The organism is Bacteroides mediterraneensis, assembly GCF_025993685.1.
GTDB lineage: Bacteria > Bacteroidota > Bacteroidia > Bacteroidales > Bacteroidaceae > Phocaeicola > Phocaeicola mediterraneensis_A.
In genome coordinates, this window is the sequence record NZ_DAJPEN010000001.1 from 3,950,848 (window position 1) to 3,966,275 (window position 15,428).

General features: G+C 49.5%; 14 protein-coding genes. 1 reads left to right on the forward strand and 13 read right to left on the reverse strand.

All coding sequences use genetic code 11. The features are described from left to right. Positions 1–70: 70 nt before the first annotated feature. From OIM59_RS16820 to polA, 5 genes are all read right to left on the reverse strand, one after another. Positions 71–721, reverse strand: coding sequence for a chloramphenicol acetyltransferase (locus tag OIM59_RS16820; RefSeq protein WP_299168006.1), 651 nt, complete (start codon positions 719–721; stop codon positions 71–73). Continuing rightward, the gene (locus OIM59_RS16825) at positions 718–1,629 is read right to left on the reverse strand and encodes a ketopantoate reductase family protein (RefSeq protein ID WP_299168008.1); all 912 of its coding nucleotides are present in this window, start codon (positions 1,627–1,629) and stop codon (positions 718–720) included. The genes OIM59_RS16820 and OIM59_RS16825 overlap by 4 nt, the downstream gene beginning before the upstream one ends. Before the next feature lie 71 nt (positions 1,630–1,700). After that, positions 1,701–2,804 (reverse strand): redox-regulated ATPase YchF, encoded by a 1,104-nt coding sequence (gene ychF, locus OIM59_RS16830; RefSeq protein WP_299168010.1) that lies wholly within the window; start codon positions 2,802–2,804, stop codon positions 1,701–1,703. A gap of 251 nt (positions 2,805–3,055) precedes the next feature. Then, positions 3,056–3,442 carry a DUF3836 domain-containing protein gene (locus OIM59_RS16835; protein WP_299168012.1) on the reverse strand — a complete coding sequence of 129 codons (387 nt, stop codon included), beginning with the start codon at positions 3,440–3,442 and terminating at the stop codon, positions 3,056–3,058. A 153-nt stretch (positions 3,443–3,595) separates the two neighbouring features. After that, positions 3,596–6,364 carry a DNA polymerase I gene (gene polA, locus OIM59_RS16840; protein ID WP_299168014.1) on the reverse strand — a complete coding sequence of 923 codons (2,769 nt, stop codon included), beginning with the start codon at positions 6,362–6,364 and terminating at the stop codon, positions 3,596–3,598. Positions 6,365–6,458: 94 nt separating this feature from the next. Between polA and OIM59_RS16845 the strand changes: the two genes are divergently transcribed. Next, positions 6,459–7,433 carry a polyprenyl synthetase family protein gene (locus OIM59_RS16845; RefSeq protein WP_299168016.1) on the forward strand — a complete coding sequence of 325 codons (975 nt, stop codon included), beginning with the start codon at positions 6,459–6,461 and terminating at the stop codon, positions 7,431–7,433. 81 nt (positions 7,434–7,514) lie between these two features. Here the strand turns inward: OIM59_RS16845 and deoC are convergent, their stop codons facing one another. From deoC to OIM59_RS16885, 8 genes are all read right to left on the reverse strand, one after another. Next, positions 7,515–8,462, reverse strand: a complete 948-nt coding sequence (gene deoC / locus OIM59_RS16850; protein ID WP_299168018.1) for a deoxyribose-phosphate aldolase — start codon at positions 8,460–8,462, stop codon at positions 7,515–7,517. A gap of 7 nt (positions 8,463–8,469) precedes the next feature. Continuing rightward, positions 8,470–8,790, reverse strand: coding sequence for a nucleotide pyrophosphohydrolase (locus OIM59_RS16855; protein WP_022353851.1), 321 nt, complete (start codon positions 8,788–8,790; stop codon positions 8,470–8,472). Positions 8,791–8,792: 2 nt separating this feature from the next. Further along, positions 8,793–9,245, reverse strand: coding sequence for a D-aminoacyl-tRNA deacylase (dtd, locus tag OIM59_RS16860; protein WP_022353850.1), 453 nt, complete (start codon positions 9,243–9,245; stop codon positions 8,793–8,795). Positions 9,246–9,278: 33 nt separating this feature from the next. Next, entirely contained in the window at positions 9,279–11,111 is a 1,833-nt protein-coding gene (gene uvrC, locus OIM59_RS16865) for an excinuclease ABC subunit UvrC (protein WP_303897821.1), read from the reverse strand. A 100-nt stretch (positions 11,112–11,211) separates the two neighbouring features. Next, positions 11,212–11,736, reverse strand: a complete 525-nt coding sequence (locus OIM59_RS16870) for an adenine phosphoribosyltransferase (RefSeq protein WP_022353848.1) — start codon at positions 11,734–11,736, stop codon at positions 11,212–11,214. Between the two features lie 57 nt (positions 11,737–11,793). Then, positions 11,794–13,665: a tRNA uridine-5-carboxymethylaminomethyl(34) synthesis enzyme MnmG gene (gene mnmG / locus OIM59_RS16875; RefSeq protein WP_303897823.1), complete on the reverse strand. Its 1,872-nt coding sequence runs from the start codon at positions 13,663–13,665 to the stop codon at positions 11,794–11,796. 38 nt (positions 13,666–13,703) lie between these two features. Beyond that, positions 13,704–14,126, reverse strand: coding sequence for an rRNA maturation RNase YbeY (gene ybeY / locus OIM59_RS16880; RefSeq protein WP_022353083.1), 423 nt, complete (start codon positions 14,124–14,126; stop codon positions 13,704–13,706). Between the two features lie 9 nt (positions 14,127–14,135). Next, on the reverse strand, positions 14,136–15,368 hold the full coding sequence (locus OIM59_RS16885) for a nucleoside recognition domain-containing protein (protein ID WP_303897826.1): 1,233 nt from the start codon (positions 15,366–15,368) through the stop codon (positions 14,136–14,138). Positions 15,369–15,428 lie beyond the last annotated feature (60 nt).

Here is a 15,428-nt window from a genome sequence, read left to right on the forward strand (position 1 = left end):
CTGGAAGGCTATCTTTTTATGTGGTGAACGCTATCGCGGACGGTTGTACGGAAAATGTGCCTGCGTTTTCTTATCTTTCTTTCAGGTATTGTGCTACCTTTTCAAAAAACAGGGAGATGTGGGCTCCGTCTACGAATGCATGACTCACCGTCAGAGCGATGGGCATTACCAGCCTTCCTTCCCGTTTGACGGCTTTTCCTGCGTTCATCAGCGGGTAATCCAACGGATGGCCGGGGGCATACTGTGTGTAGGAAATGGATGTGAAATACAGTTTGGGAGTCGCACTGAGCAGGATGACATCAAAATCGCCCTGTGCGGCAATTTCCTTGTCGGTGCCGTACGGGTCTCCATCGTCCGGAATGGAAGTGATGATGCGCCGTGCTTCTTCGTAGAAGGCCTTGAAATCGCTTTTCCAGGGAATGCGTACGGTATAGAAGGTCTTTCCGGGGACGGCAATCGGAGTGGTGATGTCTACTGTGTCATGGTAGACCACCTGTCCGTCTTTGTCCCATCGGTAGCGGAATTCCTTGATTTCGTTGGCGGCACGGAGTACGGCATACAGGTAATACAGGAAAAAGGAATGCCCTTTGGCCTTGGCTTCGGCGTAAGCCTCCGTACAATCCACTTCGCTGGTGAGGGCAATCCAAGAGTTATGGAAGTCGCGGAAGAAGAGGTAATTGTCCTTCCGCTCCCAGGTGTCAATGTCAATCAGGTGTTTCATGCGAGTTTGAATTTTTGTGCCACTTTCCGGTAGGTAGGCATCTCGATGTGTAATTGTTTTCCCAAGTCAATCATGTCGAAGAGCAGTCCCTGAATTTCCGATTCATGACCGCGGGCGATGTCCTTCTGCATGGAAGCCGTGCTGTGCGGGTCGAGTTTGTCGATGACCATCAGGTTGTAGGCAACCGGGTCGCTGGGGTAGCGGATACCCAGTTTCTCGCCTATCTGTGCGCTTTCACGCGACAGGCCGATGAAGGTATCACGCACTTCGCCTTGGTGCTGCACTTCTCCCATCGGCACATCGTGATAAGCTCCCGTGCAGGCCATGGCGGAGATGAACGACCATTTGATGAAGGTGTCGCGGTTGATATCGTCCGACACATCTACTTTGATGCCGCATGAACGGAGTTCTTCGGCAATGGCTTCCAGCCGTTCGGGGGCGACATGCTGTTCCGGACGGGCTCCGAATACCAGGCGGAAGATGCTTCCCATCTGGCTGATTTCTCCTTCTCCCGACACGAATCCCACGATGTAGATACAGCCGTCGAGCACTTTTACCGACGGCACGAGGCGTCCGATGCGGGGGCCGGTACCGTAGACATTGAGGATAGGGATGACCAGTGTGTCGGGAGTGGCAGCCCGTTCCAGCACTTCCTGAATGGAATCGATGGAGTAGCCTTTCACGCAGACAAAGATTACATCGGCTTTCCCCTGAAATTCTTCGGCGGTACAGGCCTTCACGGGGAGAAAATGTTCGCCTTTCAAATCCGATTTCAAATGCAATCCCTGACGGCGGATGGCCTCCAGGTGCTTCCCACGGGCGATGCAAGTGACCTCCTTGCCTGCCAAGGCAAGAAATCCGGCGATGCATCCTCCTACACCGCCTGTTCCAATGATGAGATAGTTCATGGTGTAATCAATTTAGAGGGATAAAAAAACAGCACGGAAGCGGTCGATGCTCCGTGCTGATGGGATGAGTTTTATACGTTGAAGCGGAAGTGCATGATATCACCGTCTTCCACGATGTAATCCTTGCCTTCCACATTGAGTTTTCCGGCTTCGCGTACGGCTGCTTCTGAACCGTAGTGGATGAAGTCGTCATACTTGATGACCTCGGCGCGGATGAAGCCTTTTTCAAAGTCGGTGTGGATGACACCTGCACATTGCGGAGCTTTCCAGCCCTTATGGAAGGTCCATGCGCGGACTTCCATCTTTCCGGCCGTGAAGTAAGTCTCCAGGTTCAGCAGCTTGTAGGCGGCCCGTATCAGTCGGCTTACGCCCGATTCTTCCAGCCCGATTTCCTGCAGGAACATCTGGCGGTCTTCGTAGGTTTCCAGTTCGGCGATATCCGCTTCCGTTTTGGCGGCCACAATCAGGATTTCAGCCCCTTCGTCCTTGACCGCTTCGCGTACCTGCTCTACGTATTTGTTGCCGTTTACCGCACTGGCTTCGTCCACGTTGCAGACATACAGCACCGGTTTGGAAGTCAGCAGGAAGAGGTCGTGTGCGATTTTCTGCTCGTCCTTTGATTCAAACTGTACGGTGCGGGCTGATTTTCCTTGCAGCAGGGCATCGCGGTAGCGCACCAACACTTCATAGGTTTGTTTGGCCACCTTGTCGCCTCCGGTCTGTGCCTGTTTCTGCACCTTCTGAATGCGGCTTTCAATGGTTTCCAGGTCTTTCAGCTGAAGCTCTGTGTCGATAATCTCCTTGTCACGTACAGGATTCACATTGCCGTCCACGTGCGTTACGTTTTCGTCGTCAAAGCAACGTAACACGTGCAGGATGGCATCCGTCTCACGGATGTTGGCCAGGAACTTGTTGCCCAGTCCTTCTCCCTTGCTGGCACCTTTCACCAGTCCGGCAATGTCGACAATTTCTACCGTGGTAGGAACAATACGGTCCGGATCCACCAGTTCAGCCAGTTTGTTGAGGCGTTCATCGGGTACGGTAATGACCCCTACGTTCGGTTCAATAGTACAGAATGGGAAATTGGCTGCCTGCGCTTTCGCGTTGGACAGGCAGTTGAAGAGTGTCGATTTTCCAACGTTCGGCAAACCGACGATACCACATTGTAATGCCATAATTTATTGTTTGTTTTAATCTATTTCTACAGATAATCCTCTAATTTTCTGCAAAGATAGTGAAAGCCGCGCGCAGAGGCAAATAGAAAACGCAGTTTTCTGAATTTGACTATGCCGAGGCGCCTCCTGTCTTCTGGAAAGATAGTGAAAGCTATGCATCACGTTCCGTTCAAATGGGGGGATAAAAATAAAAAGAGGCGCTTCCTCACGAAGTGCCTCTTTTAAAGAGAGTTTATGAATTTTTTATTTAATCATTTATCCATGGTAACGGTCATTTCAGGAATCAGAATGAAATCGTTCTTCTTGGAATTCCATTTGTAGTATTCAGTCGTTACACTCTTGTTGTCGTAAGTATAACGGATACACAAATCATTTTTCCAGCAGTTATCGCTTGCATCCCATTTCTGTGACATATTTTCTGTCATTTGGTTATTGGCGTTATACTTGTAGCTATATTTCATATAGTTTGTCAGCATATTGCCATCTTTCTTGTATACAGTTTCAGAAACTTTCAATCCGTTAACTTCTTCTGCGTTGTAAATCAGATTATTATTCATTTTTGCAGCGTAAGTTGATACACTTGCGATGAAAGTCATAACCAAAACAACCAAACACTTTGCTAAACTTATCTTTTTCATATCTTTTATATTTTAAGGTTTTACTTACTTTTTGTTCCTTTTGACGGTGCAAATGTAGTAAAAGCTTTGATAGGTTGTATGCATTTCCGCTAAAAAAATGCGATAAATTAGCAAAATGTCACGAATTAAGCATTCGTTAACAGATTGGATAGATTAGTGTGCTTCCAGCCAATTTTGTCCCCAACCATAGTCTGCACGCAGTGGAGCTTTCATTTTGTAAGCAGCTTCCATTTCAGATATCACAATTTGCTGTACTTTTTCTTTTTCTTCCGGCAAGACGCTGAAATTGAGTTCATCGTGTACCTGAAGAATCATCTTCGAACGGATACCTTCTTCCTGGAAACGGCGGTAGATTCGGATCATGGCCACTTTGATGATATCGGCTGCACTGCCTTGAATGGGGGCGTTGATTGCATTTCGTTCGGCATAGCCTCTGACTACCGCATTTTTGGAGTTGATATCGGGCAGATAGCGTTTGCGTTTGAAGATGGTTTCAATGTAACCTTTCTCCCGTGCCTGACGGATACTTTCGTCCATGTAAGCCTTCACTTTCGGATAGTTTTCAAAGTAGCCGTCAATCAGTTCCTTGGCTTCCTTCCGGTCAACGTTCAGGCGTTCGGCCAGTCCGAAGACTGAAATACCGTAGATAATACCGAAATTGGCGGTCTTGGCCTTGCTGCGTTGTTCGCGGGTCACATCCTCCAGTTTCACCTTATATATTTTAGCTGCGGTAGCCGCATGAATGTCCTGTCCTTTCTGGAAAGCCTCTATCATGTGCGGGTCTTCGCTCAGGTGGGCCATGATGCGCAGCTCGATTTGGGAGTAGTCGGCTGAGAAGAACTCGCAACCTTCATCGGGGATAAAGGCTTTGCGGATTTCCTTTCCATCCTCGTTGCGGATAGGAATATTCTGTAGGTTCGGGTTGCTGGAACTCAGTCGTCCGGTAGCTGTGACCGTCTGGTTGAAGGACGTGTGGATACGTCCCGTAGCCGGATTGATCAGTTGGGGGAGGGCATCGATGTAAGTGCCCAGCAATTTCTTCAGGCCACGGTGTTCCAGGATTTTTCCGACAATCTCGTGCTTTCCTTTCAGGCTTTCCAACACCTCTTCCGAAGTGACGTATTGTCCTGTTTTCGTTTTCTTGGCCTTTTCCACAATCTTCAAGCGGTCGAAGAGTACCTCGCCAACCTGTTTGGGAGAGGCAATGTTGAATTCCATTCCGGCCAGTTGATATACTTCCTGTTCTATCTGGTTCATGCGGGCCGTGAAATGACGGGAGGTCTCTTTCAAGGCTTCCGGGTCGATACGTACCCCGTTTCTTTCCATATAGGCCAGTACCGGCATGAGCGGCATTTCGATTTCCTCAAACAGTTTTTCAACTCCGTTTTCCACCAGTTCCTTCTCAAGTACGTGTTTCAGCTTGAGAGTGACATCGGCATCCTCGCAGGCGTATTTGTAGACATCGGCTGGAGGCAGGTCGCGCATGTTGCCCTGTTTCTTTCCTTTCGGTCCGATGAGTTCTTCAATCTTGATGGTTTCGTAGTGCAAGTACACTTCGGCCAGGTAATCCATTCCATGACGCAGTTCGGGTTGGAGCACATAATGGGCAATCATGGTGTCGAACATCTTTCCTTGCAGGGTCACTCCATAATGCGCCAGTACATTCAAGTCATACTTGATGTTCTGTCCGATTTTGAGCGAATGAGGGTTTTCGAAGGCAGGTTTAAATATATTTACAATTTTAAGGGCTTCTTCACGGTTGGCTGGTACAGGTACATAAAAAGCCTGATTTTCGGCAAAACTGAAGCTCATTCCCACCAGTTCGGCAGTGATTGGGTCTACTCCCGTGGTTTCCGTGTCTAGACTGAAAAAATTCTGAGCAAGTAATTTTTTGGCTAAAATCTCCATTTTCTCTTGATTGTCAACCAGTTGATAGTCGTAAGTGAGAGATTCTAACCTCGTGAGATTTGAATTTTTGGCGTCGCCTGTATCTTCCTGCGCAAATAAGCCAAAGAGATCGGGTTGAGCGGAGGGGGAAGAAGGAGTCTTCTGTTCGGTTTTGAGTACCCGGTCAATCAGGGTCCGGAATTCCAGCATCTCGAACAAGCGGCGTAACTCTTCTTCGTTGGGGGCTTCTCTTTTCAGCGCTTCCATGTCGAGGGTGATGGGCACATCCGTTTTGATGGTTGCCAGAAATTTGGAGAACGTAATCTGTTCTTTGTTTTCCTCTACCTTCTTTTTAAGCGCTCCTTTCAGTTCGTCGGTATGTGCCAGCAGATTTTCGATGCTTCCGAATTGTGCAATCAGTTTCTGGGCCGTCTTTTCTCCCACACCGGGACAGCCGGGAATGTTGTCGGCCGTATCTCCCATCAGTCCCAGCATGTCGATGACCTGCAGAGGAGATTCGATGTCGAATTTGGCTTTGACTTCGTTGACACCCATCACCTCAAAATCCTTGTCACCATATTTGGGGCGATACATAAATACGCAGTCGCCCACCAGCTGACCGTAGTCCTTGTCGGGTGTCATCATGTAGGTGGGGATACCTTTCTTCCCGGCTTCAGTAGCCAGCGTACCGATTACGTCGTCGGCTTCATAGCCCTGCACCTCCAGAATCGGGATATTGTAGGCGCGGATGATATCTTTGATGATAGGGACAGACTGCCGGATGGCTTCCGGAGTTTCTTCCCGCTGTGCTTTATAGGCTTGATAGGCTTCGTGGCGAAACGTAGGTCCGGCGGGGTCGAAAGCAATACCGATGTGTGTCGGATTTTCTTTCCGCAAGACCTCTTCCAGTGTGTTGACAAATCCCAGGATGGCCGAGGTGTTCAGTCCCTTGGAATTGATACGGGGATTCTTGATGAAGGCGTAGTAAGCACGATAAATCAGCGCGTAAGCGTCTAGTAGAAATAGTTTCTCCATTCGTGTAAAAATATTAAGATTTTTCATGTAAAAGTACAAAAAAATACGGTATTCAGTCTTTTATTATTACTTTTGTGGGCTTAAATAAATGTACATGAACAAAATTGAGTTAATAAAGCAGCCTGTTGAAAAAGAATTGGAAGAATTCAGAACGCTTTTCGAGCATTCGCTGACTAGTACAGACCCTTTGCTGGGAGAAGTCTTGTCGTACGTCAAGAAGCGGAGTGGAAAGATGATGCGTCCGATATTGGTGATGCTGATGGCTAAATTGTTCGGTACAATAAACGATTCCACTTTTCATGCGGCTCTTTCATTGGAACTGCTTCATACGGCCAGTCTGATTCATGATGATGTGGTGGATGAAAGCAATGAACGTCGCGGACAGTCGTCGGTCAATGCCATTTACAACAATAAGGTATCGGTACTGGTGGGCGATTACATGCTGGCCACAAGCCTGAGACATGCGGCGCATACCGGTAAGGTGGAGTTGGTGGAACTGGTGGCCTGTCTGGGACAAGAACTTTCGGAAGGGGAGATTCTTCAGTTGGGAAACACCGGTAAGGACGATTTTGCAGAAGATACTTATTTCGATATTATCCGTAAGAAGACGGCGGCCTTGTTCAAAGTTAGTGCGAAAAGCGGGGCCGTATCGGTCGATGCCTCCCCGGAAGAAGCGGTGAAAGCGGCACTTTTTGGTGAGATGATAGGAGTCGCTTTTCAGATAAAAGACGATATCTTCGATTATTTTGAGAGTCCTGAGCTTGGGAAGCCGACGGGCAACGACATGCTGGAAGGTAAGCTTACGTTGCCGGCATTGTACGTGTTGAACAAGCTGCATGACGCTTCCTTGAAGGAACTCGCGTTGCGGATACGCGCCTTGCGTGCATCGAAAGAAGAGATTGCCCAGTTTGTCGAGACGGTGAAGAAGGAGGGAGGCATTGAATACGCTACCCGGAAAATGTATGAGTTCCGCGAGAAGGCTCTTTCACTTTTGCCTGTCTCTACCGACGAGGCGATTCGTACTTCACTTACTGCTTATATTGATTACGTCATCGAGCGAAACAAGTAATTCGTGTCATCCATAAGAAATGCCCCTTTCTTCCGTGGTTTTCCGCGATAGAAAGGGGCATTTTATTTCCTTTTTTCTTGGTTAGAAGAATTTGGTCTCACTGCCTACAATCTCCGAAAGCAGGAGGTTGGCCATACGGCTGGTGCCTAAACGGAACCGCTCGTTGGTCAGCCATTCTTCGCCCAGCAGTTCCTTCACGATGGTATAGTAGACCAATGCATCGTGTACGGAATTGATGCCGCCGGCAGGTTTGAAACCTACTTTCCGACCTGTTTCCAGGAAGTATTCCTTGATGGCCTGGCACATCACGTAAGCGGCTTCCGGAGTGGCAGCCGGGTTCTCTTTTCCGGTAGAAGTCTTGATGAAATCCGCTCCTGAATACATGGAAAGGATAGAGGCCTTCTTGATGTTGGAAGCGCTGCCCAGTGCACCTGTTTCCAGGATAACCTTCAGGTGTTTGTCACCGCACACTTCTTTCAGTTCTTCGATTTCATCGCACATGCCTTCGTAGTCTCCGCTCAAGAATTTGCCCACTGAGATAACAATGTCGATTTCATCGGCGCCGGCATGCAGTGCCATGGCTGTTTCGGCCACTTTCACTTCAATGAAAGTCTGTGAGGAAGGGAATCCTCCCGATACGCAGGCAATATTGACGTTGTCTGCTTCAAGGGTATCGTTGACAATCTCGGCCATGTTGGGGTAGACGCAGATGGCAGCCACGTTCTTCAGGTCCGGATAGCGGTCTACAAACTCATTCACTTTTTCGGTAAACTTCATTACGCTCGTTTCACTGTCCGTACATTTCAGTGTGGTCAGGTCGATGCAGTTGAAAAGGAATTTCTTTACCTCCAGGGTGTTGTTCTCTTCCAGATGTTTTTCGATGAGTTTTGCAGTCTTTTCAGCGATTTCATCGTCATTCAGCGCCGTATTGTACTTGTGTAAAGCCTCTTCATACTTGCTGGTCTGGTTCGGGTTTTCTCTTTCATCCTCGGGGGTATATCCGCCCCCATGTTCGCGATAATGTTCCATACTCTTATTATAGTTTAGGGTTGTTTTTATGTCTGTCCTTGTCACGGTTCGTCTTTTTCTCCAGGTTCTTGCGGAAAGCTTCCGTCAGGTCTACACCTGTCTGGTTAGCCAGGCAGAGCAGCACCCAAAGCACATCCGCCATTTCATCGCCCAAGTCTGTCTTTTCTCCGGCCTTGAACGACTGGTCGCCATACGTCCGCGCCATGATGCGTGCCAGTTCTCCTACTTCTTCGGTGAGCACGGCCATGTTGGTCAGCTCACTGAAGTATCTCACTCCATACGTCTTGATCCACGTATCTACCGTTTTCTGTGCTTCTTCCAGTGTCATAGTTATTCCTTATTTTTGGTGTCCATGCAGATGGTTACCGGTCCGTTGTTGATGAGTTCCACTTTCATGTCGGCCCCGAATTCACCGGTGCCAACCTCCTTGCCGAGGGCGATACTCAACTCGTTGCAGAAATAATTATAGAGAGGAATGGCCGTTTCGTGTCCGGCTGCCCGGATATAAGACGGGCGGTTCCCTTTCTTGGTAGAAGCCATTAAGGTGAACTGGCTAATGACCAGAATTTCTCCCTGTACATCCAGAATCGATTTGTTCATCACTCCGTTTTCATCGTCAAATACACGGAGGTTGACAATCTTCTTGCAGAGCCAGTCAGCATCTTCCTGCGTGTCGGCTTCCTCGATGCCGACCAGTACCATGAAGCCTTCCTTGATGGCCGATTTGCATGTCCCGTCAATGGTGACGGAGGCACGTGTCACACGTTGTATAACTACTCTCATGTTTCTTTTCTTGTTTTTACAAAAGTAAGAAAATTATTTGGATTCCGACAGGGATTCCTTGACGCTTTTCGCCGCGCTTTCTCCGATGACCTCTGCAATTTCTTCCAGACTTGCCTGACGGATACGGGTCACGCTCTTGAACTTTTTCAGCAGAGCCGTCTTCCGTTTTTCCCCGATGCCTTTGATGGTGTCGAGGGCCGAGGCAATCTGACTCTTGCTTCTTTTCTCCCGATGGAAAGTGATGGCAAAGCGGTGCACTTCGTCTTGTATATTCTCCAGAAGATGGAAAAGGGGAGTACCTTGCTTGATGCCGAGGGTTTGAGGAGGGAATCCATACAGAATCTCCGACGTCCGGTGGCGGTTGTTCTTGGCCAGTCCAACGATGGGAATCTGCAGGTGCAATTCGTCTTCCACGACTTCGCGTACCACTTCCATTTGTCCCTTTCCACCGTCGGTCAGTATCAGGTCGGGCAGTTCACCCTGTTCTTCCAGAATACGGGAATAGCGGCGACGTACCACCTCCTGCATGGATGCATAATCGTCGGGACCCACTACCGTTTTGATGAGGTATTTGCGATAGTCTTTTTTGCTGGGCTTGGCTTGTTTGAACACCACGCAGGCAGCTACGGCATCTGAGCCTTGGATATTGGAATTGTCGAAACATTCGATGTGGTTGGGCATTTTCTCCAGGTGAAGCTGTGCCTGGATTTCTTTCATCAACCGCACGCTTCGTTGCTCCGGATTGAGCTTTTCCGCTTGTTTCAACCGGTCCACCTTATACTGTTTGACGTTCATCAGCGAGAGGTCGAGCAGGTGTTTCTTTTCGCCTCTTTGAGGTACGGTGAACGTCACTCCGTTCATTTCCATGTCCAGTTCAAAGGGAACAATGATTTCCTTGGATGTGCTTTTGTATCGTTCCCTCATTTCCACGATGCCGAGAGAAAGTAATTCTTCCTTGCTTTCGTTCATCCGCAATTTGTATTCGAAGGTGAAGGCCTGGTTGATGCATCCGTTGGTGATGTGCAGATAATTGATGTAAGCTGTATTCTCGTCCGTTTCAATCGAAAAAACATCGATTTGGTGCAGGGTGGCACTGACCACTTCGCTCTTGGCGCGGTAGCTTTCGATGAGCATGTATTGTTCCTTGATCTTTTGTGCTTCTTCGAAACGCATCTCTCCGGCCAGCTGTTTCATCTCTTCCATCAGAGCATTGCTTACGGCCTGTGTGTTTCCTTTCAACAGCTCTTTTGCCTGTGCGATGTGCTGCATGTATGCTTCGTGCGATTGCTGTCCGATGCAAGGACCCAGGCAGTTTTTGATGTGGTATTTCAGGCACACCTTGAATTTCCCTTGTGCGATGTTTTCGGGTGTCAGGGTGAGGTGGCAGGTGCGCAGCGGATACAGTTTCTTAATCAGTTCCAGAATCGCTACCATTGAAGGAATGTGACTGTATGGTCCATAATAATTGGAACCGTCGCGAATGATTTTCCGGGTCTTGTAGATACGCGGAAAATACTCGTTGCTGACGCAGATGGAAGGGTAGGTCTTGTCGTCTTTCAGTAGGACGTTGTAGCGAGGCTTGTATTTCTTGATAAGGTTGTTCTCCAACAACAGGGCATCCTCCTCCGTATTGACCACAATGTAACGGATGTCCGCAATCTTGGATACCAGCATCCGTGTCTTGGCCGACTGATGGTCTTTCGAAAAATAAGAGTACACACGCCGCTTCAGGTTCTTGGCCTTTCCTACATAGATGATGACTCCCTCTTTGTTCAAATACTGGTATATGCCCGGTCCTTCCGGAAGGTTTAATACAATTCCCTTCAGGTATTCGCTGGTATTTTCTTTCTTTTCTACCTCTTCCATGGTTGCTTTCTTCAGGTTGAAAAGCAGCCTTCCCTGCAGGGGCTTTTCGCTCCTTGCAAAGAAGGCTGCTTGAATTCTTTTCTATTAAAACGGAAACTGTTTACAGCTTCAGCAAGGTGGTTACTTCTACGTTCTCATCGAAAGCTTTCCGGCCGTTCAGACCTTCCAATTCGATGACGAAGTTAACATACGCTTGCTTTACCCCGCAGCGTTTCACCAGTCGGTGAGCAGCCGCCATGGTTCCTCCCGTAGCCAGCAGGTCATCGTGCAACAGCACAACGTCCTCTGGACTGATGGCATCTTTATGAAGCTGGATGGTGTCGGTGCCATACTCCTTGGCGTAGGTTTCTTCTATCACTTCAGCGGGAAGCTTACCGGGCTTACGGGCCATGATGAAGCCTGCCCCCAGACGGGCCGCCAAGGCACCTCCCAGGATGAATCCTCTTGACTCGATTCCCACGACTTTTGTGATGCCTTTGTCCTTGTACATTTCGTAGAGTTCGTCAATCATGCCCTGTAAACATTCAGGGTTTTTGAAGAGGGTAGTGACATCGTAGAACAAGATGCCTGGTTTCGGAAAGTCGGGGATTTCCCGGAGGTTTTTCTTTAATGTTTCTTTGTTCATATCCAGTATTTTATATGTAATCCTTAAATGAATTGTTTCACGTGAAACATGGTTTGTTTAGCGCCCCAGCAGCACGAGCAGTACATTGATGTCGCTGGGAGAGACACCTGGAATACGGCTGGCCTGTGCCAGGGTTTCCGGGTCTATCTTCACGAGCTTCTGGCGTGCTTCAGTTGAGAGGGACTGCAGGTTTTCGTAGTCGAACTTGCCCTTGATGCGGATGGACTCCAACCGATGAATCTTGTCGGCGATGGTCCGTTCGCGGTCGATGTAGCCTTTGTACTTGATGCGGATTTCGGCGGCCTCTATCACCTCTTCCTTGCGGTCGTCAATCTTATCCAGCTCGGCTTGGAAGGCAGGGATGTGTGGGGCAATATTTTCGATGGTAATCTGCGGGCGGCTGATTAAATCCACTAGCTTACATCCGTGGGTGAGCTGGGCGGTGCCCAGACTTTCCAGCGCGTGGTTTATCCTGTCGGCTTTGACCGAGAAATTATTGACGAAGCTGACCAGGTGGTCGATGGCTTCCCGTTTCTTTTGGAAGATGGCGTAACGGTCTTCCTTCACCAATCCCAGCTGGTAGGCCCGTTCCGTCAGTCGCATGTCGGCATCGTCCTGTCGGAGCAGGATACGGTATTCGGCTCTCGACGTAAACATACGGTACGGTTCGTCCACTCCCTTCGTCACCAGGTCGTCAATCAGTACGCCGATGTAGGCTTCATCGCGTCCCAGGACGAAAGGCTCTCCGCCGTGGCAGTTCAAGTGGGCGTTGATGCCGGCAATGATTCCCTGGCCGCCCGCTTCTTCGTATCCGGTCGTTCCGTTCACCTGTCCGGCAAAGAACAGGTTCTTCACGACCTTTGATTCTAGTGTATGCTTCAGCTGGGTCGGGTCGAAGTAATCGTATTCGATGGCATATCCCGGACGGTACACCACCAGGTCTTTGAAGCACGGAATCTTCTTCAATGCTTCCAGTTGAATCTCCATTGGCAGGGAAGAAGAGAATCCGTTCAGGTAAAGTTCGCGGGTAGTTTCCCCTTCCGGCTCCAGGAAAAGCTGGTGCTGCGGTTTGTCGGGAAACGTCACGATTTTAGTTTCGATGCTCGGACAGTAACGCGGTCCGATGCTCTTGATTTGTCCGTTGAAAAGGGGAGAGTCGGCCAATCCTTTCCGCAGAGTGGCATGTACTTCCTCGTTGGTGAAGCACGTCCAGCACTGCAGCTGTTTCAGGTGGCGCGGTTCGCTGATGAACGAAAAACGGTGGAAATCGTTTTCTCCATCCTGCGTATCCATCAGGTCGAAGTGGACGCTCTTTCCGTCGATACGTACCGGTGTACCCGTCTTCATTCGTCCGGCCGTGATGCCGTGCCGAGTGATGGATTCGGTGAGATGGTAGGAGGCCGGTTCCGCGCAGCGTCCGCCCGCCAGCATCTTGTGTCCGATGTGCATCAGTCCGTTCAGGAATGTACCCGCAGTGAGTACGATACATTTGGCATGGAACGTCACGCCCCAGCAAGTCACCAGTCCTGTCACTTCTCCGTTTTCTACCAGCAATTCCTCCACGGTGTCCTGCCAGATATGCAGGTTTGGCAGATTTTCGAGCACCTCTCTCCAGGCCCAGATAAATTTGCCACGGTCGCATTGCGCACGCGGACTCCACATGGCCGGACCCTTGGAACGGTTCAGCATGCGGAACTGGATAGCCGTCTTGTCGGTCACCAGTCCCATGTATCCTCCCAGGGCATCAATCTCTCTGACGATTTGTCCCTTGGCGATACCTCCGACCGCCGGGTTACAGCTCATCTGCCCGATTTTGTTCATGTCCATGGTAATCAGGCAGGTCTTTGAGCCCAGATTGGCTGCAGCTGCTGCTGCCTCACATCCGGCATGACCGGCACCGATTACGATTACATCATACTTAAAATCCATTCGTTTTTATGTTTTTATTTCTTCTGCAAAAATACGAATTACATGAAATCTTTCCGCATTTCCAGGGCCTTGTTTTCGGCGGCTTCCATGATTTCGCGTTCGCCGGGGCCCTTGTCGTTGATACCGCACAGGTGCAGGATGCCGTGGATGATGACGCGGAAAAGTTCCGTTTCATACGGGGCCTCAAACTGCACGGCGTTGGTCCGTACGGTGTCCAGGCTGATGAACAAATCGCCCGACAACCGTTTTCCTTCGCAGTAGTCGAAGGTGATGATATCCGTATAATAATCGTGTTGCAGGTATTGTCGGTTCACCTCCAGAATCTTTTCGTCCGAGCAGAATATGTAGGCAATTTCGCCCACTCTTTTTCCGTAGCTTTCCGCTACGGCTTTGATCCATGCGGTGGTTTCACGCTGCTTGATGGCGGGCATTTCCACGCCTTCGGTTTGATAACTGATCATAATGGTATGTTAATTGAAAAATAAATATCCGATAAAGATGGCAGCCAGTACACCGGCAAAGTCGGCAATCAGGCCGCAGGGGACGGCATGCCGGGTGCGGGTCACACTCACACTGCCAAAGTAGACAGCCAGGATGTAGAACGTGGTATCGGTGGAACCTTGGAAAATGCAGGCCAGTCGTCCTACGAACGAATCGGCCCCGTACGTGGTCATGGCATCTACCATCAGGCCGCGGGCCCCGCTTCCACTCAACGGCTTCATCAAGGCAGTAGGCAAGGCCCCCACGAACTGGTCGTCCAGTCCGCAGCTTCTCACCAGTGTGGCGATGCCCTGTATCAGAAAGTCCATGGCTCCTGAAGCCCGGAACACGCCGATGGCTACCAGAATGGCCACCAGATACGGGATGATTCTCACGGCAGTGGAGAAACCTTCCTTGGCTCCTTCCACGAACGCATCATAAACATTGACCTTTTTCCGTACGCCAGCCACGATGAAACCGATGATAATCAGAAAAAGGAAGACATTGGCAAAAGTGGTAGAGTAGAGGTCGATTTGTTGTCGGGTGAGCAGGTGGAAAAAATAGATGATACCTGCGATGAAAAGGCTGGCTCCTCCCAGAAACAGAAGGATGGTGCGGTTCAGCAGATTGATACGTTGATACGCGCTGACCGCAAGGATACCGGCCAGAGTCGAGAAGAACGTGGCCAGCAGGATAGGCACAAACACGTCGGTGGGTTGAGCCGCTCCCAGCTGTGCCCGATACACCATGATACTGATAGGAATCAGGGTCAGGCCCGAAGTGTTCAGCACCAGAAACATAATCATCGGATTGCTGGCCGTATCTTTCCGCGGGTTCAGTTCCTGCAGTCCCTCCATGGCTTTCAGACCGAGCGGCGTGGCCGCATTGTCCAGTCCCAGCATGTTGGCCGCCAGGTTCATGAAAATACTGCCCGTCACCGGATGTCCTTTCGGAATGTCCGGGAACAGTTTGGAGAACAGCGGGCTAAGCAGTCGGGCAAAAAGCTGGATCACGCCTCCCTTTTCACCAATTTTCATGATGCCGAGCCAAAGCGAAAGCACGCCGGTCAGTCCCAAAGAAATCTCGAAAGCCGTCTTTGACGAGTCGAAAGTAGAGTTGATGATTGCTGGAAAAACCGCTGTGTCGCCAAAGCACACCAGTTTCACGAGGGCCACCCCGAAAGCCAGCAGAAAGAATGCAATCCAGATGTAGTTTAATGCCATTTTCTGTCTAAATATAATTCATGATTAATCTGTGTTACAAAAGTATATATTTTCTTTGTC

Excerpts from the sequence above, each read along its gene's own strand:
- mnmG (WP_303897823.1), bottom strand. The coding sequence starts at position 13,665 with ATGGATTTTAAGTATGATGTAATCGTAATCGGTGCCGGTCATGCCGGA.
- OIM59_RS16825 (WP_299168008.1), bottom strand. The coding sequence starts at position 1,629 with ATGAACTATCTCATCATTGGAACAGGCGGTGTAGGAGGATGCATCGCC.
- OIM59_RS16870 (WP_022353848.1), bottom strand. The coding sequence starts at position 11,736 with ATGAACAAAGAAACATTAAAGAAAAACCTCCGGGAAATCCCCGACTTT.
- OIM59_RS16885 (WP_303897826.1), bottom strand. The coding sequence starts at position 15,368 with ATGGCATTAAACTACATCTGGATTGCATTCTTTCTGCTGGCTTTCGGG.
- OIM59_RS16835 (WP_299168012.1), bottom strand. The coding sequence starts at position 3,442 with ATGAAAAAGATAAGTTTAGCAAAGTGTTTGGTTGTTTTGGTTATGACT.
- OIM59_RS16845 (WP_299168016.1), top strand. The coding sequence starts at position 6,459 with ATGAACAAAATTGAGTTAATAAAGCAGCCTGTTGAAAAAGAATTGGAA.
- OIM59_RS16855 (WP_022353851.1), bottom strand. The coding sequence starts at position 8,790 with ATGACACTGGAAGAAGCACAGAAAACGGTAGATACGTGGATCAAGACG.
- OIM59_RS16820 (WP_299168006.1), bottom strand. The coding sequence starts at position 721 with ATGAAACACCTGATTGACATTGACACCTGGGAGCGGAAGGACAATTAC.
- ychF (WP_299168010.1), bottom strand. The coding sequence starts at position 2,804 with ATGGCATTACAATGTGGTATCGTCGGTTTGCCGAACGTTGGAAAATCG.
- uvrC (WP_303897821.1), bottom strand. The coding sequence starts at position 11,111 with ATGGAAGAGGTAGAAAAGAAAGAAAATACCAGCGAATACCTGAAGGGA.
- polA (WP_299168014.1), bottom strand. The coding sequence starts at position 6,364 with ATGGAGAAACTATTTCTACTAGACGCTTACGCGCTGATTTATCGTGCT.
- dtd (WP_022353850.1), bottom strand. The coding sequence starts at position 9,245 with ATGAGAGTAGTTATACAACGTGTGACACGTGCCTCCGTCACCATTGAC.
- ybeY (WP_022353083.1), bottom strand. The coding sequence starts at position 14,126 with ATGATCAGTTATCAAACCGAAGGCGTGGAAATGCCCGCCATCAAGCAG.
- deoC (WP_299168018.1), bottom strand. The coding sequence starts at position 8,462 with ATGGAACATTATCGCGAACATGGGGGCGGATATACCCCCGAGGATGAA.